A 24,238-nucleotide genomic window follows, 5' to 3' on the forward strand; every position below is an offset into this window, starting at 1 on the left:
CTGCCGCGCCGCACCGGCTCGGTCACGACCCGAGTGACAACGCGCGGACGGTGTCGATCGTGTCGGCCTCGGCGGCCGTCTTGTCGTCGCGGTAGCGCAGCACGCGCGCGAAGCGCAACGCGACCCCGCCGGGGTAGCGGGTCGAGCGCTGCAGACCGTCGAACGCGATCTCGACCACCTGCTCGGGCCGGAGGGTCACCGTCCACCCGTCGTCGGCGACCTCGAGCTCGCGGAACCGCTCGGTCTGCCACGCCAGCATCGCGTCGGTCATGCCCTTGAACGTCTTGCCGAGCATGACGAAGCCGTCGCCGTCGCGGGCACCCAGGTGGATGTTCGAGAGAAGTCCGCTGCGACGGCCCGAGCCGCGCTCGACCGCGAGGACGACGAGGTCGAGCGTGTGGCGCGGCTTGACCTTGACCCATGCGGCACCGCGGCGGCCTGCCTCGTACGGCGACGCGGCCGCCTTGACGACGACGCCCTCGTGGCCCGCCGCCAGGACGCGACGAGCGTGTTGCGCCGCGACCTCCGGGTCGGCCGTGACGACGCGGTCGATCGCCGCCGCCGGGTGATCCACGAGCACGCGGTCGAGCGCGGCGAGACGATCCGTCAGTGGCGCGTCCAGAAGGTCTCGGCCGTCGACGTGCAGGCAGTCGAAGAAGAACGGCCGCAGGCGGGACTGGGCCGCGACCTGCACGTCGGCGGTGGCCGCGCGTGACGCGGTGTCCTGGAACGGGACGGCCCGGCCCGCGTCGTCCACCACGAGCGCCTCGCCGTCCAGGACCAGTTGCCGGGCGGGCAGCGCGCGCACGAGCTCGACGATCTCGGGGACGCGCGCCGTGATGTCGTCGAGGCTGCGGGTGAACACGCGCACCTCCTCGTCGGCGCGGTGGACCTGGATCCGGATCCCGTCGAGCTTCGCGTCGACGACGGCCGGCCCAGTCCCCGTCGTCGTGAGCGCCGTCGCGACGTCCGGCGCCGACTGCGCCAGCATCGGCCGCACCGCACGCCCCACGGTCAGCGCGAACTCACCGAGTGCCGCGAGCGCCGCGGCCGGGCCGGGCGCGGCCAGCGCTGCCTCGGCGACGGGCTCGGTGGCGCCCGCGAGCATCGCTGCCCGCCGGACCGCCTCCGGCGGCACGCCGGCCGCCTCCGCGACGGCGTCGAGCAGCAGCGCGTCGAGCGATCCCTGCCGCAGCTCGCCCCCGACGAGCCGGCGCAGGAAGTCCTGCTCGTCGGCGGTCGCCGCGCCGAACAGTCGCTGCACCGCCGCCGCTCGCGCCGTCCCCGACCCCGCACCGGCCAGGCCGGACATGGCCTCGAACGCCGCGTCGACCTCCTGCACGCCGAGCGTCGGCTCCGCCGCGGCCGGCGGCAGCGTCTGCAGCGACCGCCAGCCGAGTCCCGTCCGGCGCTGACGCAGCTGCCCACCGAGGTAGCGGGAGACGATCGGCACGTCCTGCGGCTCGGTCCGCCGCAGCAGCTCGACCAGGAGCGCACGCTTGGCCAGGCGCGAGCGGGTCGCGGACACGGCGGACGACGTGGCGGCGACCTCGGCGAGCAGCATGCGGGCATCCTCCCGCCGCCCACCGACACCCACCAGGCGAACACGACCCACCGCGAGTCCCGAGCGCCGACCCGCCCGCCAGGCGCGCCCGTCCAGTCCCCGCCCCGGCGGCTCGAGGTCGTCAGCCGTGCGCGAGAGCGCGCGCCGGGCGCGCGCTCTCGGACGGGGCTGACGACCTCGACGCCCGGTCGCGGCACGGGGGCAGGGGTGGCGGGTGGGTGGGACGTTCGTCGGTCGACGCCCCGCGCCGTGCTGGGGTGCACTGGGGGGATGTGGACTCCGTCGCGCCGACAGTCGGGTCTCCTGCTGCTCGCCGGGGCGGTGGCGCTGCTGCCGGTCGCCCGGACGTGGGGGCTCCAGTGGGGAGCCAGCGAGGACGAGCTCGACGCCTCGCTCGCGGGCGACGACGTCGTGCGCACGCCGGGGCTCGTCGCGACGCGTGCGATCACCGTGGACGCGCCCGCGGACCAGGTCTGGGCCTGGCTGGTCCAGCTCGGGCAGGGACGCGGCGGCTTCTACTCCTACGACTGGCTCGAGAACCTCGTCGGGCTGAGGATCCACTCGGCCGACCGCGTCGAGGACCGCTGGCAGGACCTCGCCGAGGGCGACGAGATCCACCTGGCTCCGGCCGCGGCGCTCGTCGTGACCGTGCTCGACCCGCCGCGGGCGATGGTGCTCACCGCGCCCGACGCGTCGTTCACCTGGGCTTTCACCCTGCACCCGGGCCGCGACCGGGCGACTCGGCTCGTCGTGCGCGAACGGTACGCGCGGCCGCGCTGGTGGGCGGTGCCGCTCAACGAGGCGGTCGGCGCCGTGAGCACGGTGATGTCACGACGGATGCTGCTCGGCATCCGTGACCGCGCCGAGGCAGCCGCGCTCCGACCCTGAGCAGGACGCCGCACCCGGCCGGCCCCGCCCGCCTGCCCGGCCCACCCCACCCGCCTGCCCGGCCCGGCCCACCCGCCTACCCACGCGGACGGCGCGTGTCAGTGGTCTGTGGCTGACTGAGGACATGACAACTCTCCAGGGACGGGACGCCACGGCGCTCCTCGTCATCGACATGCAGAACGGCGTCGCGAGCGGCCTGCACCAGCGGGACCAGGTGGTCGCGACCATCGACGGGCTCGTCACGCGCGCCCGGGCGCAGGGCACGCCCGTCGTGTGGGTCCGCCACCAGTCCGACGAGCTGCCGGAGGGCAGCGAGACGTGGCAGATCATCCCGGACCTCGTGCCGGCCGCCGACGAAGCCGTGGTGGACAAGCGCTACGGCGACTCGTTCGAGGACACGACGCTCGAGGACACGCTCGCCGCGAGGCGCGTCGGGCGGCTCGTCGTCACCGGGGCGCAGACCGACGCGTGCGTCCGCTCGACGATCCACGGCGGATTCGCCCGGGGCTACGACGTGACGCTGGTGTCCGACGCGCACAGCACCGAGGACCTCACGCAGTGGGGTGCGCCGGCGCCGGAGCTCGTGGTCTCGCACACGAACCTGTACTGGCAGTTCCAGGGCGGGCCGGGTCGGACCGCCGCGGTGGAGACGGCCGAGGAGGTCGACCTGACGGCGCACTGACCGGGCGCCGTCACTGGAAGTCGCGCGAGCTGGAGCGCACGCGCAGGGACAGCGGTGACAGGTGCTCGGCGACGATGTTGGTCGCGCCGTCCTGACGTTCCAGCAGGCCGCGCACGACGAGCGCCTTGCTGGTCCGTGCAGTGCGCCGGAACCGCTGCCAGAGCCCGGCCGAGCACACCACGTTGAGCAGCCCGGTCTCGTCCTCGAGCGACAGGAACGTGACGCCGCCGGCGGTGCCCGGGCGCTGCCGGTGCGTCACGACCCCGGCGACCGCGACCCGTCGGCCGGTCTCGTGCCGGTAGGCGGCCTCGACCCGCAGCACTCCCGCCGCGTCGAGCCCGTCGCGGACGAACTGGGTGGGGTAGGAGTCCACCGACACGCCCGTGGCCCACACGTCCGCGGTGGCCGTCTCGAGGTCGCTGAGCCCGGGCAGGGTGGGGGCCTCGACCCCGACGCTCACGCCCGGCAGCGTCTGCGGACCCTCCTGCGCCAGGGCCCCCGCGGCCCACAAGGCCTCACGGCGCGTGACGCCGAGGCCGTCCAGCGCACCGGCCGTGGCCAGGGCCTCGAGCTGTGCGGTCGTGAGCTGGACCCGGCGCACCAGGTCGCGCTGGTCGACGAACGGACCGTGCGCGGCACGCTCGTCGACGACCTTCTGCGCGAGCTCCTCCCCGATCCCCCGGACGGCGACGAGCCCGAGCCGCACCGCGAGCGAACGAGCGGCACAGGGGTGCCGGCCGTCGGAGCCCCGCGCCGCGCCCGTGCGCGTCCCCGGCGCGGGAGTGGGTCCCGTCCCGCTCGGCTGCGGGACCAGGCGTGGCTCTCCACCGGCCGGTTCCGGGGCCACCCGCTCGACGCCGGCCTGCGCGAGCGAGTGCTGCACATCGGGGCGCAGCACCTCGATGCCGTGGCGGCGGGCGTCCGCGGCCAGGCTCTGCGGCGAGTAGAAGCCCATCGGCTGCGCCGCGAGCAGGCCCGCGTAGAACGCGGCCGGGTAATGCACCTTGAGCCAGGCGCTCGCGTAGACCAGGAACGCGAACGAGTACGCGTGCGACTCGGGGAACCCGAAGTCGGCGAACGCCTTGAGCTTGTCGAAGATCTGCTCGCCGACCTCGGGGGTGATGCCGTGCCGGGCCATCCCGGCCATGAGTCGCTCCTTGATCGCGAGCATGCGCTCGGTCGACCGCTTGGAGCCCATGGCCCGCCGCAGCTGGTCCGCCTCCGCCGGCGTGAAGTCGGCGACGTCGATGGCCATCTGCATGAGTTGCTCCTGGAACAGCGGCACGCCGAGCGTCTTGCTCAGGGAGCGCTCGAGCAGCGGGTGCAGGTAGGTCACCTTCTGCCGCCCGCGGGCACGCTCGATGTACGGGTGCACCGAGTTGCCCTGGATCGGCCCCGGGCGGATCAGCGCGACCTCGATGACGATGTCGTAGAAGCACCGCGGCTGCAGGCGCGGCAGCGTCCCCATCTGGGCACGCGACTCCACCTGGAAGACCCCCACCGTGTCCGCGGCGCTCAGCAGGTCGTACACCAGCGGGTCGTCCTGCGGCAGCGCGTGCAGGTCGAGCTCGGGTCCACCGAGCTCCCGGACCGAGGTGAACGCGATCCGCAGCGCGGTCAGCATCCCCAGGCCCAGCAGGTCGAACTTCACCAGTCCCGCGTCGGCGCAGTCCTCCTTGTCCCACTGCAGCACCGTGCGGCCCGGCATCCGTGCCCACTCCACCGGGCAGACCTCGATCACCGGGCGGTCGCACATCACCATGCCGCCCGAGTGGATGCCCAGGTGCCGCGGCAGCCGCAGGAACCGCTCGGCCAGGTCGATGACCTGCTCGGGGATCTCGCCCTCGTCGTCCGCCGAGGGCGGCAGGTGCACCGGCACGACGTCGTGACCGTCGGCGGTAGCCAGCCCCGGCACCTCGGCGCCCCGCGGTGCGCGTGCGGGAGCCGGTGCCGGGCGCGCCGACGCACCCGCCGTGCCCGACCCCCAGAGCGCCGCCCGCGCCTGCAGCCGCTCGTGGCGGCCCGTCACCACGGGTGGCCACGCACCCGTGTGCCCTGCGTGCGGCCGGGACGTGCGGACCGGTCCCGACAAACCGCTGCCTGCACCGTCGCTGCCCGAGCCGGTTCCTGAGCCGCCGCTGCCGGGGGCACCGCGTGGGGCGCCATCCGAACCTCCCGTACCAGTCGCCCGCGCCGACGAGCTGTCCGGCGACCCGTCGTCGACGGGTGCGGCGCGCAGGCTGCCCCAGCGCTCGATCGACTTGGCCCACGCATCCTGCTGCCCCGCGTCGTAGCCGAGCGCCCGCGCGGCGTCGCGCACCGCCGACCGCGGACGGTAGGAGATCACGTTCGCCACCTGCGCGGCGTGCTCCCGGCCGTGCTGGCCGTAGACGTACTGGATGACCTCCTCCCGGCGCGCGGACTCGATGTCCACGTCGATGTCGGGCGGCCCGTCCCGCTCCGGGGCCAGGAACCTCTCGAACAGCAGACCGTGGTGCACCGGGTCGACCGCGGTGACGCGCAGCGCGTAGCAGACCGCCGAGTTGGCGGCCGAGCCGCGCCCCTGCGCCAGGATCCCGTTGCGCCGGCAGAACGCGACCAGGTCGTAGACCACCAGGAAGTAGCCGGGGAACCCGAGCTCCTCGATGACCCGCAGCTCGTGCTCGAGCTGCGCGTACGCGCCCTCGACGCGTGCGGTCTCCGGCGGGCCGTACAGCTCGAGCGCGCCGCGACGGACCAGCTCGCGCAGCCACGAGGCCTCGGTGTGACCCGGTGGCACCGGGTAGGGCGGCAGCGACGGCGCGACGAGCGACAGGTCGAACGCGCACTCGGCGGCCAGGTCGGCGGCGGTGGCGACCGCGTGCGGGTACCGCCGGTGCAGCCGGAGCATCTCGCTCGCCGAGCGCAGGTGCGCCCCCGGACCGGCCGGGAGCCAGCCGTCCAGGTCGTCCAACGACGAGCGGGCGCGCACGGCCGCGAGCGCCGCCGCGAGGTCGGCGTCGCGCGGGGTGGCCTGGTGCGCGGCGGTGGTCGCGACCAGCGGCAGCCCGGTGTCCTGTGCGAGCACGGCGAGCGCGTCCGCACGCTCGTCGTCGTACGCGTCCCCCGCCGCCGTGACCTCGACGGCGACGTTGTCCTTCCCGAACAGCGCGACGAGGCGGTCGAGCTCGCGCGCCGCCGCGGCGAGCCCACCGGGCGCGACCGGGACCACGCCGGACGGGTCCCCGCCGGCGAGCGCCCGGCGCACCGCGCCCTTCCGGCAGCCCGTGAGCACCAGCCACTGCCCGGCCGCGGCCTGGGCGAGCTCCTCCAGGTGGTACTCCGCGGCGCCCTTGCGCCCGGTGCGCAGGTGCCCCTCGGCGATCGCCCGGGAGAGCGCCCGGTAGCCGTCGGGGCCGCGCGCGAGCACCAGGAGGTGCGCCGCGCGCGGGTCGGGCACGCCCGTGGGCTCGTCGAGCACCGGCGGTCCGGGTGCCGGTGCCGGCTCGCGCCCGTGACGACGCGCGTCCGGGGCCGGCAGGTGCAGCTCCGCGCCGAACACGGTGCCGACCCCGACCCGGCGCGCTGCCTCGGCGAACCGCACCACCCCGTACAGCCCGTCGTGGTCAGTCAGCGCCAGCGCGCTCAGCCCCAGGCGCGCCGCCTCCGCCGCGAGCTCCTCGGGCTGGCTGGCACCGTCGAGGAAGCTGAACGCCGAGTGGGCGTGCAGCTCGGCATAGCGCGCGCCCACCCTCGTCGAGGGGTCAGTCATAGCGCGCCTCGCAGGTCCATGCGGTCGCGGCGGGATGCTGCGCGCCCGAGGGCGGAGCGGCCACGAGGAGCGCCGCGGGCTCGTCGTCGAACGTCACCTGGACGTGCCCGCGCAGCTCCTGGCCCCCCGGGGTGCCCGCTCCCCACCACCGGCCGGTGAGCAGCCACGGGCCGGCCCACCCCGCGACCCGCGTCCGGCGCCCCTGCCCCCAGGACACCCACGCCGGTGCGGCGCTGAGGCCGGCCCGGGCATCGAGGGCCACCGCGACCCCGGTGCCGTCCAGCACCTGCACGGGCTCCGGCTCGGGCAGCACGGTCGCCGGCGCGGGGTGCGGCAGCCGGCCCGGCCACGGTCGGTCGACGGGGCGCGGCGACCCACCCTGCTCTCCCCCGCCCTGCTCCCCCCACGGCCGCAGGAGCACCTGCTCGCGCACGTCCCGCCCGCCCTGCAGCGCCACCGCGAGCAGCCCGGACCCGCCGACGATGCCCTGCACGCGGTCCAGCGCCCGGTGCGCCCGCAGGTCGCCGCCGGACGGGCCGCCCCAGAGCCGGCCCTGCTCCGCTCCCGCAGGCGCGACGTCGAGCGCCGTGACCGCGAGCCGGACCAGCGTGACCGGCCGGTCGTCCTCGTCGGGCGGGAGCTCGAGGTGGTCGTCGAGGACCGGGTCCGACGAGCCGGCGGAGCCCATGCCCCGCGACGAGCCGTCCGGCGCTCGGCCCGACGACGCCGCACGGCGACCGGTGCGCGAGTCCAGCCGCCGCGCCCGGGCCGTGGTCACGGCCGTGGCGGTGAGCCAGCCCTCGAGCTGCCAGCGGATCCGGTCGGTGATGCGGGCGGGCGACAGGCCGCCCCACCCGCCCAGGTCGGTCCGCCACGCGCGGACCAGGTCCACCCCCTCGTCGGTGCGTGCCGCGATCTCGAGACGCCCGCACGTCAGCCCGTGCTCCACGAGCATGGCGTGCAGGTCCTCGGCCAGCCGGCGTCCGGCGAACGTCGCGGTGTCGACGCGGTCGACCGGCGGATCGAGCTCGGCGCTCACCTCGAGGTCGGCTTCCGGGCGACGACGAGCGGGCGGGCGCTCGTCCTCGCCGCGTGCCAGCAGGTGCGCCCAGCCGCCCAGCCGGCCGAACCGCGCGTGCACGTCCGTCGCGGGCAGAGCGGCCAGCTGCCCCAGCACGCGCAGCCCCAGCCGGTGCAGCAGGCTGACCAGCTCGTCGACCTGGCGCGCGGTCTCGTCGGTCACCGCGGCGAAGGACAGCTCGGTCATCGGGCGTCCCGCGAGGAACGCCGCGGAGCCGCCCGGCGGCACGGGGGCACCCGTGCGTGCGGCGACCACCGCGGCCAGCAGCCCGTCCGCCGTCCCGACCGCGCACTCGTGACCCGTCCCCAGCGCCACGGCCTCGACCAGGCGCTCCGCCAGCGCGTCCTCCGACCCGTGGTAGCGGCTCGCTCCGCCCGCGGGCAGCAGGAGCAGCCCGGGCCGGACCACCTCGAGGCCGGCCACCACCGTCTCGGCGGCGACCGCGACGGGCTCGAACGCCCGGGCGTCGCGGGCGTCGTCCCCCGGCAGCAGCACGAGCTCCGGGCAGCAGCCCTGCGCCTGGCGTCGGCGCATGCCGCGGCGCACGCCCTCGAGCCGCGCGAGCGCGTTGACGGCCGCCACGTGCTGCCCGACGAGCACCGCCGCGGGCAGGTGCGCGGGGACCTCGAGCGCCGCGGCAGCGGCGACCACGGGCCAGTCCGGGACCCACAGGACGGTGGTGCGCGTGCTCATCCGACGAGCCGGAGGTCGGGCTGGTCGGCAGGGCGGCCAGGACGCTGGTCGAGGTGACCAGGATGCCGGTCAGCCGCTGCGGTGCCCGTGCTCGACGCCGTGGGCACCACCCCGGCCGTACCGGACCCCGCTGCCGCCAGCGGCAGCGTGAGCTCCACCGACCTCGGGACCGCGGCGCCGCTGCGACCCGTCCGCGCGACCCGCACCCGCTGCGCGCGCAGCCGCCCCTCGCCGTCCCCGAGACCGGCCCAGCCGCCGTGCCCCCACGCCTGCTCGACGGCGAGGACCACACCGGCACCCGGCCACGGCACCGACGCCAGGAGCACCGAACCCCGCTCCCGGGCCCGGGCGGACAGCCGGCGCCGGTCCGCGTCGGTCAGCCGGACCTCGGGTCCGACGAGGACGACGTCCATCCCGTCGAGCAGCGCCCCGAGCACGACCGCGGCGTCCGCACCGGGCCGGGGAACCACCGCCAGCCGCTCGAGCACGACGCCCGCCTCGGCCGCCGCGAGCAGCCCCAGCGACGGCTGCCCGACCACCGCGGCCCAGGCGCCCGCCGAGCTCGCCGCCGCCAGGAGCGCGAGCGTGAGTGACGTGGACCCGACGACGGCCGTGGTGGCACCGCGACGCAGGCCGTCCGGCAGCAGCTCGCCGAGCTGCGGCGGCACGGGCAGGGGCGGGCGCTCGGTGGTGAGCAGCGACGTCGTCAGCGAGGTCGTCAGCGAGGTGGTCGGCGCGCTGGTCAGGGAGGTGGACGGCGCGCTGGTGAAGGTGGTGGACGGCGAGGTCGGCGGCGACGTGGTCAGCAGCACAGCGGCAAGCCCAGCAGGACCGACGGTCACGGCGGGTCGCTCGGCGGCACGGGCGCGCTGCTCGGGCGGCCCCGACGTCCTCGTCGTCCCCTCGAGCGTGCCGACAGGATCACCGGTGCGCTCGGTCATGCGGACGCTGCGGGCGCCGGTGCGCCGCTCGGCGTGCGCGAGCGCGAGCCGGGCGCGCGCGACCCGCTCCTCGCGCGTCAGCACGTCGACCGTCATGACTGCCCCTATGGACGACTCGGCCCCGCGGGCCACCTGCACAGACGTCGCTGACCTGCAAGGATGCAAGCCAGAACCGCCCTGTTCGAACGTCTGTTCGACACCTCTAGTACACGCTCCCCGCGTCCGGGTGTCAACCCGCGCAGGTGCGACCACGCGGCACCTCGGTGACCATGGCAGGTGCCACCGACAGCGGCGGCACGCACGCTCACCCGTCCTGCTCACACCGACTGATCGCCCGTACCCGTCCGACGCACCGGAGGACCCCGTGGTCTCGCTCACCCGTCCCGTCGCACCCGACCCCTACAGCCTGCTCCCGGCGGTCCCGTCGTTCGAGGTCACCAGCACCGACTGGACCCACGGCGAGCCCGTGCCCGTCGTGCACACCAACACCGAGGCCGGCCGGAACGTCTCGCCGCAGGTCTCCTGGTCCGGCTTCCCGCCGGAGACCGCCGGCTTCGCCGTGAGCGTCTTCGACCCCGACGCACCCGGGGTCGCCGGCTGGTTCCACTGGACCGTCCTGGGCCTGGGCGCGGACGTCACGTCGCTCACCACCGGCGCCGGCGCACCCGACGGGTCCGGCCTGCCGGCGGGCGCGTCCCAGCTCCGCAACGACGACGGCGAGACCGGCTACATCGGCTGCGCTCCCCCGCCCGGCGACCAGGTCCACCGCTACTTCCTGGTGGTGCACGCGCTGGACACCGCCGACCTCGGCCTGACCCCCGCCTCCCCGCCCGGGGCGACGAGCGCCGCCCTCGTCTTCCACACCCTCGCCCGCGGCATCCTGGTCGGCACCTTCCAGCGCTGACCCGCCCTCCGACTTCCCTGACTCCCCCGACGACCACGTCATCTCTCCGGCTCCGGAGCCGGAGAGCCGGAGAGATGACGTGGTCGCGGTGGTGGAAGGGCGCCGTGGGGCCGGTCGGTAGGGTGCCGGGATGATCTTGGGGACGCTGACCTGGGAGCCCGCGCTCGCGCACCTCGACCTGGTGGCACCGAGCACCGCACGCGCGCTGACCGCGTGGGCGGAGCACGACGAGCCGGTCGCGACGAGCGTGCTCGTCGCGAGCATCGACCCGGACCTGGCCGACACCGCCGCGCTCACGGAGGCGTACGCGCTGCCGCCGTCGGCGTCGGCGAACTGCGTCCTGGTCGCGGGCCGCCGGGACGGTGCCGAGCGGGTGGCCGCCGCGGTGGTCCGGGCGACGACGCGCGCCGACGTCAACAACACCGTCAAGCGCCTGCTGGACGTGCGCAAGGCCTCGTTCCTCCCGATGGACCGTGCGACGGCCGAGTCCGGCATGGAGTACGGCGGCATCACGCCCGTCGGGCTGCCGGAGGGCTACCGCGTCCTGGTGGACGCACGCGTCACGGTGCCCGACGAGGCCGGCGACCTGGTCGTCATCGGCAGCGGGCTGCGTCGCTCGAAGATCGCCCTGCCGGGTGCGCTGCTGGCCCGCCTGCCCGGCGCCGAGGTGGTCGACGGCCTCGCGACCGGTGCTTGACCTGATCCCGACCGACACGGACCGTGCGATGGGGCATCCATGACGGACGCTTGACGTGCGGCCGGGACCGGTGCGGAACCGGCTCCGCCCACCGCCCGAATCGGGACGGACGTCCCGTCATCCGGCACCCGTCCCCGCCGACGATCAGGGCATGGACACGCTCCTCGCCACCCCGGACACCGACGTCCGCCCGCTCGACCGCGCCGACGCCCCGTGCGACCTCGTCACCACGTTCCTCGCCGCCAGCCGCGCCCTCGACGACGACCTGCCGCAGTTCTGGGACTAACGCCGACCAGCCGCCGGCACATGCCGCCGGCACACGCCGCCGGCCTGGCGCGGACGCGCCCGTCAGGCCCGCGTCGCCCAGAACGCGACCGCCGCGGCGGCGGCGACGTTGAGCGAGTCGACCCCGCCCGCCATCGGGATGCGCACGACGAGGTCGCACGCCGCCACCGTCGTCGCCTTGAGGCCGTGGCCCTCGGCGCCGAGGACCAGCGCGAGGCGCTCGGGCGGGTCCGCCACGAGCTCGTCGAGCGTGATCGCCTCGTCGGACAGCGCGAGCGCCGCGGTCACGAAGCCCGCCCCGCGCAGCGCCTCGACCCCACCGGGCCACGGGTCGACGCGCGTCCACGGCACCTGGAAGACGGTGCCCATCGACACGCGCACCGACCGACGGTAGAGCGGGTCCGCGCACCTCGGCGTGACGAGCACGGCGTCGACGCCGAGCGCCGCGGCGGACCGGAACGCCGCTCCCACGTTGGTGTGGTCCACGACGTCCTCGAGCACCGCGACGCGGCGCGCGCCGGCCAGGACGTCGGCGAGCGCGGGCAGCGCCGGGCGGTGCATCGCGGCGAGCGCGCCCCGGTGCACGTGGAACCCCGTGATCGCCTCGAGCACCGGCTCGTCGGCGACGTAGACCGGGACCGCGGGCTCGTCGGACGCGGTCTCGTCGGGCCAGACCTCCGCGACCATCCGCTCGAGGTCCGGCACCCAGCGCGGCGCGAGCAGCACCGACCGCGGCCGGTGGCCGGCGCGGAGCGCCCGGCCCAGCACCGTCGAGCTCTCCGCGATGTAGAGGCCCTTCTCGGGCTCGTGGCGCGAGCGGAGCGCGACGTCGGTCAGCGACACGTAGTCGGCGAGCCGCTCGTCGGACGGGTCCGTGACGTTCTGCAGGTCGAGGCGCGGCACGCGGGCCATCATCCCAGGCCGACGGACCCCGCCCGGACGAGCTCGCCGGACAGCCGCGCGGTCGCCGCGGCACCGCCGACGACGAACGGCGCGACCTGGTCCCCGGCCCGCACCTCGTAGTCGCCGCGCCAGCCGGACACGACCACGCGGCCGGACCCGTCCGTGCGCAGCGTCGTCGGCGCGTACCACCAGGCGCCTCGGACCAGGTCGCGCATGGCGTGGTACGCGGGCTTCGGCGTGCCGTCGGCGCGCACCAGGCCCGCGGGCGCACCCAGCCAGGCGCCCTCGTCGGCCAGGCCCCAGTACGTCATCGAGCGCACGGCCGGGTGCTCGGCCAGGAGCGTGCAGTGGCGCGCGAGCTCCTCGGCCTGGCGCGCCTCGCCCTCCGGTGTCGACGGCCACGACGCGACGCGGTAGTCGTTGAGGTCGACGATCTCGCGCGGCATGAGCTCGCCGGACACGAGCGTGGTCTCGGTGAAGTGCAGCGGCAGGCCGAACCGGGAGAACCGCTCGAGCACGCGGTGGGTCTTCTCCTCACCCCACCAGCCCTGGTGCATGTGGCTCTGCAGGCCCAGCCCGTCCACCTGGATGCCGGCCTCGAGCACCGCCTCGACGAGGCACTCGTACGCCGTGGACATGTCGAAGTCGTTCAGCAGCAGCGTCGCGCGCGGGTTCGCGGCGCGCGCCGTCTCGAACGCGAGCCGGATGACGTGCAGCCGGCCCTTCTCCCACGCGAGGCGGCTGATCGCGTTCTCCTCGGCGGTGAAGACCGGCATGATCACGACCTCGTTGATCGCGTCCCACGTGTCCACCAGGCCGGCGAGGTCCCCCACCTCACGCGTGATCCGCGCCCGCTGCAGCCGCTCGACCTCGTCGGTCGGCCGGTCCAGAAGCCACCGCGGCGCCAGGGTGTGCCACATGAGCGGGTGCCCCTTGACGCGTACCCCGCGCTCGTCGAACCACCGCGCCGCGGCGCGCAGCCGCGCGGTGTCCGGCCGGCCGGGCTCGGGCTCGAACCCGCGCCAGTAGAACGGCAGCGTCGCGGTGTCGAAGAGGTCCAGCCACAGCTCGGCCAGGTCGGCGGCCTGCTCCGCCGGAGCGCCGCCGAAGGTCGAGTCCGGCCCGCCGCCGGCCTCGCCGTTCGCCAGGGCGACGAAGTCGAACCCCGTGCAGCCGAACGCGAGATCGTGCCGACGCTGCGCGACGGTCACGTCGGCGTCGACGAGCGGCCGGCCGTCGGTGCCCAGGACCGTCACCACCGTCTCGGCCGTGCGGTGGGCGGGGGCGGGCGCGACGGGTGGCATGCGGCTCCTCGTTTTCGGTCGGTGCACCGATACGTTAACCGACCCGCTGCCCCGACCGACGCGCTGCCTCGACCGACGCGCTGGTCAACCGACGCGCTGGTCGATCACGCTGCTCGACCAGCCCGGAGGGCGCGTCCTCCCGCGAGCGCCGCGAGCCCGCCCAGGACCGCCGCGACGGGCACGACGAGGAAGGCCGTGTGCATGCCGAGCGAGTCCGCGAGCGCCCCGAGCAGGAACGGCGCGACGCCGATGGCGAGGCCGCCCGCGAGCGTCGCCCGCGACTGCGCGACGTCCTGGGCCTCCGGCGCGGTGGCCAGGAGCAACGAGATCGACAGGGGGTACTGGGCCCCGTACCCGATCCCGGCGACGACGAGCCCCACGACCGCGACCGCCGGGTCGGTCGCGGTCCACAGGACGGCCCAGCCGACGACCGCGACCGCGAACGACGCGGCGAGGAGCAGCTCCGGCCGCACGCGCAGGGAAAGCGGGCCGACGACGAACCGGATGCCCGACATGCCGATCAGGAGGCCGGCGGTGGTGGCCGTCGCGATACCCGCGCCGGCGCCGGTCTGCTCCCGCACCAGGTCGGTGGACCAGTAGGTCGTGGCGTTCTCGAGCGCGAGTGCCGCGACCACGGCGACCAGGAAGCACCAGCCGGGCAGCGTCGTGCGGTGGCGGGCGGTCCGCGCGTCGGGCTCGTCGTGCGGCGCCGGGTCGACGACCGCGACCGCGAGCGCCTCGATCGACCCGACCACGGGCTCGACGACGGGCTCGACGACCGGCTCGACAGCAGACAGCCGGTCGTCGGGCTCGTCGGCGGGCAGCGCCGCGGGGCGGGGGCCGACCACGGGACCGGCGTCGTCCACGGGACCGGAGTCGCCTGTGGGACCCGGGGCGTCCGCGGGACCCGAGGCCTCCGCGGGCGCGCCGGTGGGCGGGGACATCGCCCCGCCGACCGGGCTGCGCGCCGTCAGCCACGCGGTCAGCACGACGAGCACGATCGTCACGGCCACCGCGGGGCGCCACCCCCAGCCGACCGCCACGCACGCGCCCACGGCGAGCGGCCCGACGAGCCCGACGCTCGACCCGACGCCGTTCGCCTCGGTCACGGCCGCGGACGCGGCGGGTCCGTGGTGCAGCGCGAGCCCGGGCTGGGCGCTGCTGATCGCAATGTTGCCGCCGAACGCGAGCACCAGCATGGCCGTCAGGCTCACGACGAGCGTCGGCGCCAGCACGAGCGCGGCGGTGCCGACCGCCACGAGGGCCAACGCGACGAGCAGAGCGGGTCGGCGGCCGCGGGCGGCGACGAGCCGCGGCGTGACACCGCTCGCCGCGACGGCGCCCGCCGCCATCGCCGTCCCGTGCAGGCCGGCCTGCGCCGAGGAGATCCCGAGCTCCTCGGCGAGCAGGGGGACGCTCGGGTTGAAGCTGTAGAGGAACCAGCCCCAGACCACGAAGCACCCGTAGAAGGTCCAGGTCAGCCGGTCGCGCCGCACCCGGCGAGGATACGTGCCGCCGGACGCCGGCCGGACCGTCCGAGGTCCCGGACGGCGCCGGCCCGGACGACCGCCCGGACAGCGGTCCGGACGCCGACCACCGCGCCGACGCCGGCGTCGGCCGGGCGTCAGCCGGGCCGCGCCGCGCGGAGCGTGGCGACCAGCGCCCCGAGCTCCTCGGCGTACTGCGGGGTGCGCGGGTAGCCGCTGTGCGACGCCACGGTCAGGAGGTACGCCTCGGGGTCGACCTCGGTGGCCGGCGTGTCGATGACGCCCCCGCGGTACCCGTCGACCGGGAAACCGATGAAGTCCGTGCGCCGCCACAGGCTCCGCCACCGGGTGCTCGTCGTGGTGCTCGCCGTGGTGCTCGCCGTGGTGCTCGTCGTGGTCCGGTCTCCGGCCGCACCGTCCGCCGGTCCGGTCAACGACTCCACGAGCGTGGTCCCGAGCCGGTCGGGCGCGGCGGGGACCGCCCGGTCCCAGGGGTCGACCGCCCACAGGCGCGGCCCGCGGATTGGCCTCGTGCCGAGGGCGACCGGACCGAGCAGCTCGGGGAAGAAGCGTCCGAAGTACGAGCGCAGCTGCGTGCCGTAGGTCAGCAGCGCGACGCGGTGGTCGTGCGGGCCCGTGGTGCCGTCCCACCGCGCCAGCAGCGCCGCGACGGCCACCGCGCCGCCCAGGCTGTGCGCGGACAGCACGACGCGGCGCCGCTCGCGCTGCGCGGGGCCGCCGGGCAGCGGGGTGCCGTAGTCACCGAGCCACGCGTCGACGCGCGCCCGCAGCTCGGGGACCACGCGCTCGGCGTAGCAGGGCGGGGCGAACGGGTGGGCCGCGCGCGGCAGGAAGCACATGAGGTCCCACAGCAGCCCCCAGGGCCGGGCGAGCGACCGCTTGGAGCCGGCGAGCACCACGCTGACGACGACGAGCCCGAGCACCGTGACCACCGCGCGGTCCGCCCACTGCACGCCGATCCGCCACACCTCCCCGGCCGGTCCGCCGAACGTCTGCCGGGGGTCGGGCAGCACCAGGGCGGCGACGAGCGCGCCGAACGAGAGGGCCGCGAGCAGCCCGACGACGGGCTCCGCCCGGTGCGCGACGGCGGCGTGCCGGCGTCCGCGCTGGACCGCCGCCTCCTGCGCGTCCCGCGGCGCGGGCGGCGGCGGGTCACCGGGCAGCACCGGCGGCGTGCGACGCCGGGTCGCCGCCATCCGCGCCAGGAGCACCAGGACCGCGGCGCCCAGCAGCAGCAGCACCGCGACGCTCGCGACCGCGAACTGCAGGTACCCGGCCGGCGTCGCGAGCTCGGCCGCCTGCGGCACGTGGACGGTCACCGCGTCGCGCAACGGGTCCGCCGCGCTCGCCTCGTCGAGCACGTCGGTCACGGCCGCGGGCGTCCGGACGTTCTCGGCCGCGCCGGGCGCCTCGAGCCAGGCCACGGCGCCGAGCACCGCGGCCGCGCTCAGCACCATCGCCGTGCCGCCCGCGAGGCACAGCAGCACGGCCGGGCCGCGGCCGCCCCACCCCTCACGCCGCCGGCCGTCGCGCGTGCGGCTCGCGACGGCGACCAGCACGACGAGCGCGGCGAGCGCCGCACCCGCCACCGCGCGAGCGGCCACGGCCGCGTCCGCCCAGACCACCGCGACCAGGGCGGCCGCCAGCGTCGTCACGACCAGCGGCGCCCAGAGCCGGGCGGCCACCCGGGCGCGGACACCGACCGCGACGACCGCGAGCAGCACCATGACCGCGACCAGGATGCGCGGCAGCGCCACCAGGCCGAGGAACGGCTCCGGACCGACCGCGCCGAGCGGGCGGTCCCCGGACCGCGCGACCGCGACGAGGGCGCAGACGAGCACGACGAGGGACCCGACGAGCAGCGCGACGTCCGGTCCGCGCGTGGCGTGCGCGTCCGGGAGGACGCCCGGCGCGCCGTGTGGCAGCGGGTCGACGCGCAGCCGCGCGACGCGCCACGCCGCGAGGAGCAGCAGGACCGTGCTCGCCCCGACGAGCAGGGCCCACCCGCCCTTGCCGCTCCCCCACGTACCCGGGTCGAGGCAGCCCCGGTCCGCGAAGCCCGTGGCTCGCGCGCACGCCGGGACGTCACGGTAGAGGAAGTGCCACGCCAGGAGGCCGGCGAGCAGCGCGTACGCCGCGGCGAGGTGCTGGCACCACTGCGCGGCCGACCGCCGGGCGTGCGTCCAGAAGCCGGGCCGCGCCAGCGCCGGCCAGACGTCGGTCCCGCGGGCGGCGGCGTCGGCGAGACCGCGCGCCTTGGCGGCCGACATCCGCCGCTCGTACCGCAGCCGTCCGGTCGAGCCGACGGCCGCGAGCACCAGCACCGCTACGGCCACCACGGCCGCGAGCGCCGCGGTCCGTCCCCCGACCCCCCAGCGCGCGGCCGCGTCCGCCCAGCCGGGCAGCGCCGAGCACGTCAGGACGTAGTCGACCGTGCCGCCTCCGGGCAGGGGGACCTGCTCCCGCGGCCCGTAGCACTGCGTGCCGACCACGCCGAGCAGCACGGTGGCCACGGACGCGACCCACAGCAGCGTCAGGGTGAGCCCGAACAGGCGCACCAGCCCGCCCGCCGCGGACGACCGGCGGCCCGCGGGCTCGTCGGCGTCCCGCGCCCAGTAGGCGACGTTGACCAGGCCGAACGGGATGATCAGCACCCACAGCGCGCGGACCAGGCCGGCGATCGTCCCGCTCACCCGGCCGAGACCGGGCACCGTCGAGAAGCGGGCCATCGCACCCCAGGAGTACGCCTCCCGACGCACTCCCGCCGGGGCTGACCGGCAGTCCCCCGGTGGTCGGGCCGCGGCCGCGGCGGCGGGCGTCGGGGCCCAGAAGCTGCCCAGGTCGTCGCCGTCCACCTGCTCCACCTCACCCGGGAGGAGGTCGAGCATCTGCGCCGGCGGGGTGTTGGCGACGCCGTGCACGCGCAGCTCGAGGACGTCGGGACCGAGCGTCTCCCCGGCGCGCTCGTCGTCATGGGTACGGCACGCGGGACCCCCGCGCCGGCCACGGATCGCTCGCACCGCACACCCCCGTCGTGCGTCCGCCGGCCCCGTCGACCGCCGTCGGGGCGAACCTATCGACGCCGCACCCCCGTGCGCCATCTCCCGGTGGCGCCGGCACCCTCGCCGTCCGAGCGGCACCGCGGCCCGGCTCGCTCCCGCGGTCCGGCACCGCGGCGGGGCGCACGACGAGCGGGAGCACGCTGGTGCTCCCGCTCGTCGTCGCGGCCGACGGGCCGCGCGCAGACCCGTCCGGCGCGGCGTCAGGCCGCGCTGCAGGTCGCCGTCAACGCCCCTGGGGAACCGGTGCCGATGAAGCCGGCCGTCGCGGTCGCGCCGGCCGCGAGCGAGCCGTTCCACGCCGCCGAGCTGATGGTGCTCGTCCCGGACAACGTGCCGTTCCACGCCTGGCTGATCGACGCTCCCGCGACCTGCACCTTCCAGCCCGTGAGCGGCGCGGAGCCGGCCTTCACGGCGACGTCGGCGATGAACCCGCCCGGCCACGTGCTGTTGACCTTGACCGTCGCCGTGCAGGCACCGGGCGGGCCTGTCGTCGGCTCCTGCGTCGGCTCGGTCGTCGGCTCCGTCGTCGGCTCGGTCGTCGGCTCCTGCGTCGGCTCGATGGTCGGCTCGATGGTCGGCTCGGTCGTCGGCTCCGTCGTCGGCTCCGTCGTCGGCTCGGTGCCGTCGCCGCCGATGTTCACGTCGGAGCACAGGTAGTAGGACTGGTCGGAGTGGCTCGCCTTCCACAGCGTGAAGACCACGGCGCGGCCGCTGCGCCCGGGCAGGTCGACGTCCGTCTCGTACAGACCCGTCGTCGGGTAGCTGCCGGTCGTCTTCACCAGGTCGAGGTCGTCCCAGCCGAGGGCCTCGGTGGTCGGGTCGAAGCCGGGCTTGCTGACGTAGACGCGCAGGAAGTCGGCGCCGTGCTTCGCCCCGTCCGTGAGCGTGAGCGTGAAGCTGTTCGGCACGTCGGTCATGGTCCACGCGCCCGGGGTGTCGAGCGACCGGTACCGGCCGTTCTCGGTGAGCCCCCCGCTGCAGAGCTGCCCGTTCGGGACCACCTCCTCGTAGCGTCCGCCCACCCCGTCGCGCAGCAGCCCGTTCCAGTTCCACATCGCGTTGGGGTTGTCCTGGAACGCCTGCCAGCACATCGGGTCGAGCGTGGCCATCTCCGGGTTGAGGTGGTCGTCGCCCCAGCGCTCCCAGCAGCCGTAGGAGCGGGTCTCGGGGTAGGTCACCGTCCCGTGCGCGCTGGCCCCGGGCGCGACGAGCGTCGCGGCGCCGAGGACGGTCGCGGCGGCCAGCGGGAGCGCGACGGCCGCGCGGCGCAGGCGCCCTCGCACGCCGCGCTGCTCGTCCGGTCGGTCGGAAGGTCGCATGGTTCCTCCTGGAGTCGAGCGCCTGCGCACCTGCCCCGCCACGCTGCGGGACGTGCAGACGCGGTCCGACCACCGTCGGAGCCGATCGGGTTGCGGGACAACCCCCGAAACGGTTCAGGGCACGGTGGTCGGACCTGCGGCCGGGAGCGACCAGGCTCAGACGTCCTCGGTGGCCGCCGCCGCGAACTGGCTCTGGTACAGGCGCGCGTACGCGCCGTCCGCGGCGAGCAGCTCGTCGTGCGTCCCCTGCTCCACGATGGAGCCGTGCTCCATCACCAGGATGGAGCTGGCGTCGCGGATGGTGGACAGGCGGTGCGCGATGACGAAGGACGTGCGCCCGACGCGCAGGGCGTTCATCGCCTTCTGCACCAGCAGCTCCGTGCGGGTGTCCACCGAGGAGGTGGCCTCGTCGAGGATGAGGATGGTCGGGTCCGCGAGGAACGCGCGAGCGATCGTCAGCAGCTGCTTCTCGCCCGCGGAGACCCCCGAGCCCTCGTCGTCGATGACGGTCGCGTAGCCGTCCGGGAGGGTGCGGACGAACCGGTCGACGTACGTCGCCTCCGCCGCCGCGACCACCTGCTCGTGCGTGGCCCCGTCGACGCCGTAGGCGATGTTCTCCTCGATCGTGCCGCCGATCAGCCAGGTGTCCTGCAGCACCATGCCCATGCGGCTGCGCAGGTCGTCCCGCGTGAGCCGGCGTACGTCGACGCCGTCGAGCGTGATGCGCCCGCCGTCGACCTCGTAGAACCGCATGAGCAGGTTGACCAGCGTCGTCTTGCCCGCGCCCGTGGGCCCGACGATCGCGATCGTCTCCCCCGGGTGCGCGGTCAGCGACAGGTCCTCGATCAGCGGCTCGTCGGGCGCGTAGGAGAACGCGACGTGCTCGAACGCGACCCGGCCGCGCACCGGCAGCGCCAGCCGCTCGGCGGGCTGCGGGTCCGGCTCCTGCTCCGGTGCGTCGAGCAGCTCGAAGACCCGCTCGACGGACGCGACACCCGACTGCAGCAGGTTCGCCATGCTGGCGATCTGCGTGATCGGCTGGGTGAACTGGCGGCTGTACTGGATGAACGCCTGCACGTCACCGAGGCTCATGGTGCCCGACGCCACGCGCAGACCGCCGACCACCGCGACGATGACGTAGTTGAGGTTCGACAGGAAGCCCAGCGACGGCTGGATGGTGCCGGAGATGAACTGCGCCCGGTAGCTCGCGTCGTAGAGCTGCTCGTTGCGCTCGTCGAACACCTGCTGGGCCTGCGCCTGGCGGCCGAAGACCGTCACGAGCGTGTGCCCGGTGAACATCTCCTCGATGTGGGCGTTCAGGCTCCCCGTGTGCGCCCACTGGTCGATGAACCGCGGCTTGGACCGCTTGGCGATCAGCGCGGCGACGAGCATCGACAGCGGCACCGTGACGAGCGCGACGAACGCGAGCAGCGGCGAGATCCAGAACATCATCGCGAGGACGCCGACCACGGTCAGCACCGAGGTGATGACCTGGCTGAGCGTCTGCTGCAGCGTCTGGGCCACGTTGTCGATGTCGTTCGTCACGCGGGACAGCAGCTCGCCGCGCGCCTGCTTGTCGAGGTAGCTCAGCGGCACCCGGTGCAGCTTGGCCTCGACGTCGGCGCGCAGCCGCAGCACCGAGCGCTGCACCACCCCTGCCGTCATCCGGCCCTGTGCCCACCCGAACAGGAACGAGCCCACGTACACCAGCACGACGACGAGCAGGATCTGGCCCAGCCGGTCGAAGTCGACCCCCGCCCCGGGGACCACGTCCATGCCCGAGAGCATGTCCGCCCACTGGTCCTGGCCGTCCGCGCGCAGGGCGGCCTCGGCCTGCTCCTGGGTCGTGACGCCCGGGATCTGGCCGACCACCTTGCCGACGATGCCCTCGAACAGCACGTTCGTGGCGTTGCCCAGCAGCTTCGGGCCGACGACCGCCAGCACCACGGACGCGACGCCGAGCACGACGATCACGATCATCCGGACCCGCTCGGGCCGCAGCTCGCGGAGGAACCGGGCCCCGGAGGCCCGGAAGTTCGACGACTTCTCCCCCGGCATGCCCATGGAGCCCATCGGGCCGCCGTGGGGCCGGCCGGCCGGCGGCCGAGCCGGTGCGGTGCGCTCGGCGCTCATGCGGCCTCCTCCTCGCTGATCTGCGAGTAGACGATCTCCTGGTACGTCTCGTTGGTCGCGAGCAGCTCGGCGTGCGTGCCGCGCCCGACCACCTGCCCGTCCTCGAGCACCACGATCACGTCGGCGTGCCGGATGGTGGCCACCCGCTGGGCGACGACGAGCACAGCCGCGTCGCGCGTCTCGGGCACGAGCGCCGCGCGCAGCGCCGCGTCGGTGGCGTAGTCGAGCGCCGAGAACGAGTCGTCGAACAGGTAGATCCGTGGTCGTCGGACCAGCGCCCGGGCGATCGCGAGGCGTTGGCGCTGCCCGCCCGAGACGTTGGTGCCGCCCTGGGCGATCGGCGCGTCCAGCCCGCCGGGCATCTTCTCGACGAAGGAGCGCGCCTGGGCGATCTCGAGCGCCCGCCACAGCTCCTCCTCGGGGGCGCCGGGCATCCCGTACTCCAGGTTCGAGCGCACCGTCCCCGCGAACAGGTACGGCTTCTGGGGCACCAGGCCGATCTGCGCGCCGAGCTCGAGGGGGTCGATGTCGCGCACGTCCACGCCGCCGATCAGCACCGCGCCGTCGGTGACGTCGTACAGCCGCGGCACCAGGTCCACGAGCGTGGTCTTGCCGGAGCCGGTCGAGCCGATGATCGCCGTGGTCCGCCCCGGCTCGGCGACCAGGTCGACGTGCTGGAGCACCGGCTTCTCCGCACCCGGGTACCGGAACTCGACGTCCCGCAGCTCGAGGTGACCCCGAGCGGCGGCGTCCTCCGGGAGCGGCACCGGCGCGACCGGCGGGAGCACGCTCGTCGGGGTGTCGACCACCTCGCCGATGCGCCCGGCCGCGACGATCGCGCGTGGGAACAGCACGAACATCATCGTGCTCATCATCACGGCCATGAGGATGTAGGCGATGTAGGACAGGAACGCCGTGAGCTGGCCGATCTGCATCGCACCGGAGTCGACGCGGTGCCCGCCGAACCAGATGACGCCTGTGCTGGTCAGGTTGAGCACCAGCATGACCGCGGGGAACATCAGCGCCATCAGCTGTCCGGTGCGCAGCGAGGTGAGGAACAGCGCCTGGTTCGCCTCGTCGAACCGCCGGGTCTCCTGCTGCTCGCGGACGAAGGCGCGCACCACGCGGATGCCGGTGATCTGCTCGCGCATCACGCGGTTGATCGCGTCGATCCGCGTCTGCATGACGCGGAAGTACGGGATCATCCGGGACACGACCAGCCCGATCACGATCGCGAGCGCCGGGACGGCGACCAGGAGGATGAGCGAGAGGCCGGGGTCCTCCTGCAGCGCCATCACGACGCCGCCGACGAGCATGATCGGGGCCATGATCACGAACGTGAACGTCATGAGCACGACCATCTGGACCTGCTGGACGTCGTTCGTCGTGCGCGTGATCAGCGTCGGCGCCCCGAACTGACCCATCTCCCGCGCCGAGAAGCCCTGCACCGTGCGGAACAGGCGGGCCCGCACGTCCCGGCCGAACCCCATGGCCGCCTTGGCGCCGAACCAGACCGCGGCGACCGCGCAGACGACCTGCAGCAGGCTGATCGAGAGCATGACGCCGCCCAGGCGCAGGATCTCGTCGGTGTCGCCCTGCACCACGCCGTCGTCGATGATCCGGGCGTTCAGGCTCGGCAGGTAGAGCGTCGCGAGCGTCTGCACCAGCTGGAGCACCACGACCGCCGTCACGGCGGCGGCGTAGGGCCGCAGGTGCTCCTTCAGGAGTCGGACGAGCATCAGTGGTCCCCCTCGGGCCGGCCGGACGGAGCAGCGGGGGCGAGCGCCCCGTGCAGGAAGTGAGCGACGACGACGTCGAGCGGCGGCACCACGGGCTCGACGCCCCGGCGCCGCGCGTCGATCAGCGACATGGCGAGCCCGCCGACCGTGAGCGACAGGAGGTCCACGACCACCTCGACAGGGTGCGCGAACCGGTCGGCGTCCGGGGCCAGGAGCTCCGCGATCGCGTCCCGTACGGCACGCTGCCCACGTTCCTGCCGATCCAGGTGCTCGCGCAACCCCATATGCGCGTCGCGGCCGGCCGGCTCCCCCGCCGCGCGCGCGACCTCGTGCAGGATGCCCATCCACTGCATGACGTGCCCCATGCGGTCGAGCCCGATGTCGAGGACGGCGCGCACGCGCTCCTCGAGCGGCGTGCCGACGCCGACCGCGGCGAGGATCGGCACGTCGGCGGCGGGGTCCACCGCGGCGAGCACCGTGGCGCGCACGAGCGCGTTCTTGTCCTCGAAGACGCGGAACAGCGTGCCCTCGGCGACTCCGGCTGCCTGCGCGAGCTCCCTCGTCGTGACGCCCGCGCCGCGCTCGAGCACCACGCCGCGCACGGCCCGGAGGATCGCGGCCCGGCGCTCCTCGGGCGGCAGCGGGGCGGCCCTGCGGGAACGGTCGACCATGATCGGCACACTAAATGAGTGAGCACTCACTCCGCAAGATCCGCCGGGGCGGACCCGCGGAGCTCCCCCGACCGAACGTCCCCCGACGCGCGAGGGCCCCGGCCGCGTCGCCG

At 75.3% G+C, this 24,238-nt stretch carries 17 protein-coding genes and 2 pseudogenes; 6 read left to right on the top strand and 13 right to left on the bottom strand.

What is annotated here, in order from left to right:
- Window positions 1-22: 22 nt before the first annotated feature.
- On the bottom strand, window positions 23-1,564 hold the full coding sequence (locus tag KIN34_RS13335) for an ATP-dependent DNA ligase (protein ID WP_214351405.1): 1,542 nt from the start codon (window positions 1,562-1,564) through the stop codon (window positions 23-25).
- A gap of 270 nt (window positions 1,565-1,834) precedes the next feature.
- Between KIN34_RS13335 and KIN34_RS13340 the strand changes: the two genes are divergently transcribed.
- Complete coding sequence (locus KIN34_RS13340) at window positions 1,835-2,452, top strand: SRPBCC family protein (protein WP_214351408.1); 618 nt, start codon at window positions 1,835-1,837, stop codon at window positions 2,450-2,452.
- 124 nt (window positions 2,453-2,576) lie between these two features.
- The gene (locus KIN34_RS13345; protein WP_214351411.1) at window positions 2,577-3,134 is read left to right on the top strand and encodes a cysteine hydrolase family protein; all 558 of its coding nucleotides are present in this window, start codon (window positions 2,577-2,579) and stop codon (window positions 3,132-3,134) included.
- A gap of 10 nt (window positions 3,135-3,144) precedes the next feature.
- On the opposite strand, the gene KIN34_RS13350 is transcribed toward KIN34_RS13345, so the two are convergent.
- From KIN34_RS13350 to imuA', 3 genes are read right to left on the bottom strand one after another with little or no spacing between them, the layout of a single operon-like run.
- Window positions 3,145-6,885: a PHP domain-containing protein gene (locus KIN34_RS13350; protein WP_214351414.1), complete on the bottom strand. Its 3,741-nt coding sequence runs from the start codon at window positions 6,883-6,885 to the stop codon at window positions 3,145-3,147.
- Window positions 6,878-8,659, bottom strand: a complete 1,782-nt coding sequence (locus KIN34_RS13355) for a DNA polymerase Y family protein (RefSeq protein ID WP_214351417.1) — start codon at window positions 8,657-8,659, stop codon at window positions 6,878-6,880. Before KIN34_RS13355 ends, KIN34_RS13350 begins: the two co-directional genes overlap by 8 nt.
- Entirely contained in the window at window positions 8,656-9,696 is a 1,041-nt protein-coding gene (gene imuA' / locus KIN34_RS13360; RefSeq protein ID WP_214351420.1) for a DnaE2-dependent mutagenesis accessory factor ImuA', read from the bottom strand. Before imuA' ends, KIN34_RS13355 begins: the two co-directional genes overlap by 4 nt.
- Before the next feature lie 268 nt (window positions 9,697-9,964).
- On the opposite strand from imuA', the gene KIN34_RS13365 reads away from it, so the two are divergent.
- The 3 genes from KIN34_RS13365 (at window position 9,965) to KIN34_RS17185 (ending at window position 11,487) form a co-directional block, all read left to right on the top strand.
- On the top strand, window positions 9,965-10,504 hold the full coding sequence (locus KIN34_RS13365) for a YbhB/YbcL family Raf kinase inhibitor-like protein (RefSeq protein ID WP_214351422.1): 540 nt from the start codon (window positions 9,965-9,967) through the stop codon (window positions 10,502-10,504).
- A 130-nt stretch (window positions 10,505-10,634) separates the two neighbouring features.
- A complete protein-coding gene (locus KIN34_RS13370) occupies window positions 10,635-11,201 on the top strand; it encodes a YbaK/EbsC family protein (protein WP_214351424.1) in 567 nt (188 codons plus the stop codon).
- Between the two features lie 151 nt (window positions 11,202-11,352).
- Window positions 11,353-11,487 (top strand): hypothetical protein, encoded by a 135-nt coding sequence (locus KIN34_RS17185; RefSeq protein ID WP_273544032.1) that lies wholly within the window; start codon window positions 11,353-11,355, stop codon window positions 11,485-11,487.
- A 62-nt stretch (window positions 11,488-11,549) separates the two neighbouring features.
- Here the strand turns inward: KIN34_RS17185 and KIN34_RS13375 are convergent, their stop codons facing one another.
- The 5 genes and pseudogenes from KIN34_RS13375 to KIN34_RS17500 all read right to left on the bottom strand — a co-directional run.
- Window positions 11,550-12,398 (bottom strand): TrmH family RNA methyltransferase, encoded by an 849-nt coding sequence (locus KIN34_RS13375; protein ID WP_214351426.1) that lies wholly within the window; start codon window positions 12,396-12,398, stop codon window positions 11,550-11,552.
- Window positions 12,398-13,693, bottom strand: a complete 1,296-nt coding sequence (locus tag KIN34_RS13380; protein ID WP_214351427.1) for an endo-1,4-beta-xylanase — start codon at window positions 13,691-13,693, stop codon at window positions 12,398-12,400. The genes KIN34_RS13375 and KIN34_RS13380 overlap by 1 nt, the downstream gene beginning before the upstream one ends.
- A 104-nt stretch (window positions 13,694-13,797) precedes the next feature.
- The gene (locus tag KIN34_RS13385) at window positions 13,798-15,189 is read right to left on the bottom strand and encodes an MFS transporter (RefSeq protein ID WP_214351429.1); all 1,392 of its coding nucleotides are present in this window, start codon (window positions 15,187-15,189) and stop codon (window positions 13,798-13,800) included.
- Between the two features lie 128 nt (window positions 15,190-15,317).
- Window positions 15,318-18,221 carry a hypothetical protein gene (locus KIN34_RS13390; RefSeq protein WP_214351431.1) on the bottom strand — a complete coding sequence of 968 codons (2,904 nt, stop codon included), beginning with the start codon at window positions 18,219-18,221 and terminating at the stop codon, window positions 15,318-15,320.
- A 242-nt stretch (window positions 18,222-18,463) separates the two neighbouring features.
- Window positions 18,464-18,721: pseudogene (locus tag KIN34_RS17500) on the bottom strand (cellulose binding domain-containing protein); the annotation flags it as partial.
- Between KIN34_RS17500 and KIN34_RS17505 the strand changes: the two are divergent.
- Window positions 18,687-18,920 (top strand): glycine zipper domain-containing protein, encoded by a 234-nt coding sequence (locus tag KIN34_RS17505; protein ID WP_372449558.1) that lies wholly within the window; start codon window positions 18,687-18,689, stop codon window positions 18,918-18,920. The pseudogene KIN34_RS17500 and the gene KIN34_RS17505 overlap by 35 nt on opposite strands.
- Here the strand turns inward: KIN34_RS17505 and KIN34_RS17510 are convergent.
- The 4 genes and pseudogenes from KIN34_RS17510 to KIN34_RS13410 form a co-directional block, all read right to left on the bottom strand.
- A pseudogene (locus KIN34_RS17510) lies at window positions 18,914-19,582 on the bottom strand (lytic polysaccharide monooxygenase auxiliary activity family 9 protein); the annotation flags it as partial. The gene KIN34_RS17505 and the pseudogene KIN34_RS17510 sit on opposite strands and share 7 nt — an antisense overlap.
- Window positions 19,583-19,738: 156 nt before the next feature.
- Window positions 19,739-21,715 carry an ABC transporter ATP-binding protein gene (locus KIN34_RS13400; RefSeq protein WP_214351437.1) on the bottom strand — a complete coding sequence of 659 codons (1,977 nt, stop codon included), beginning with the start codon at window positions 21,713-21,715 and terminating at the stop codon, window positions 19,739-19,741.
- Complete coding sequence (locus KIN34_RS13405) at window positions 21,712-23,454, bottom strand: ABC transporter ATP-binding protein (RefSeq protein ID WP_214351439.1); 1,743 nt, start codon at window positions 23,452-23,454, stop codon at window positions 21,712-21,714. The genes KIN34_RS13400 and KIN34_RS13405 overlap by 4 nt, the downstream gene beginning before the upstream one ends.
- A complete protein-coding gene (locus tag KIN34_RS13410; protein ID WP_214351441.1) occupies window positions 23,454-24,125 on the bottom strand; it encodes a TetR/AcrR family transcriptional regulator in 672 nt (223 codons plus the stop codon). The genes KIN34_RS13405 and KIN34_RS13410 overlap by 1 nt, the downstream gene beginning before the upstream one ends.
- Window positions 24,126-24,238 lie beyond the last annotated feature (113 nt).

The organism is Cellulomonas fulva (assembly GCF_018531375.1).
Classification (GTDB): domain Bacteria; phylum Actinomycetota; class Actinomycetes; order Actinomycetales; family Cellulomonadaceae; genus Cellulomonas; species Cellulomonas fulva.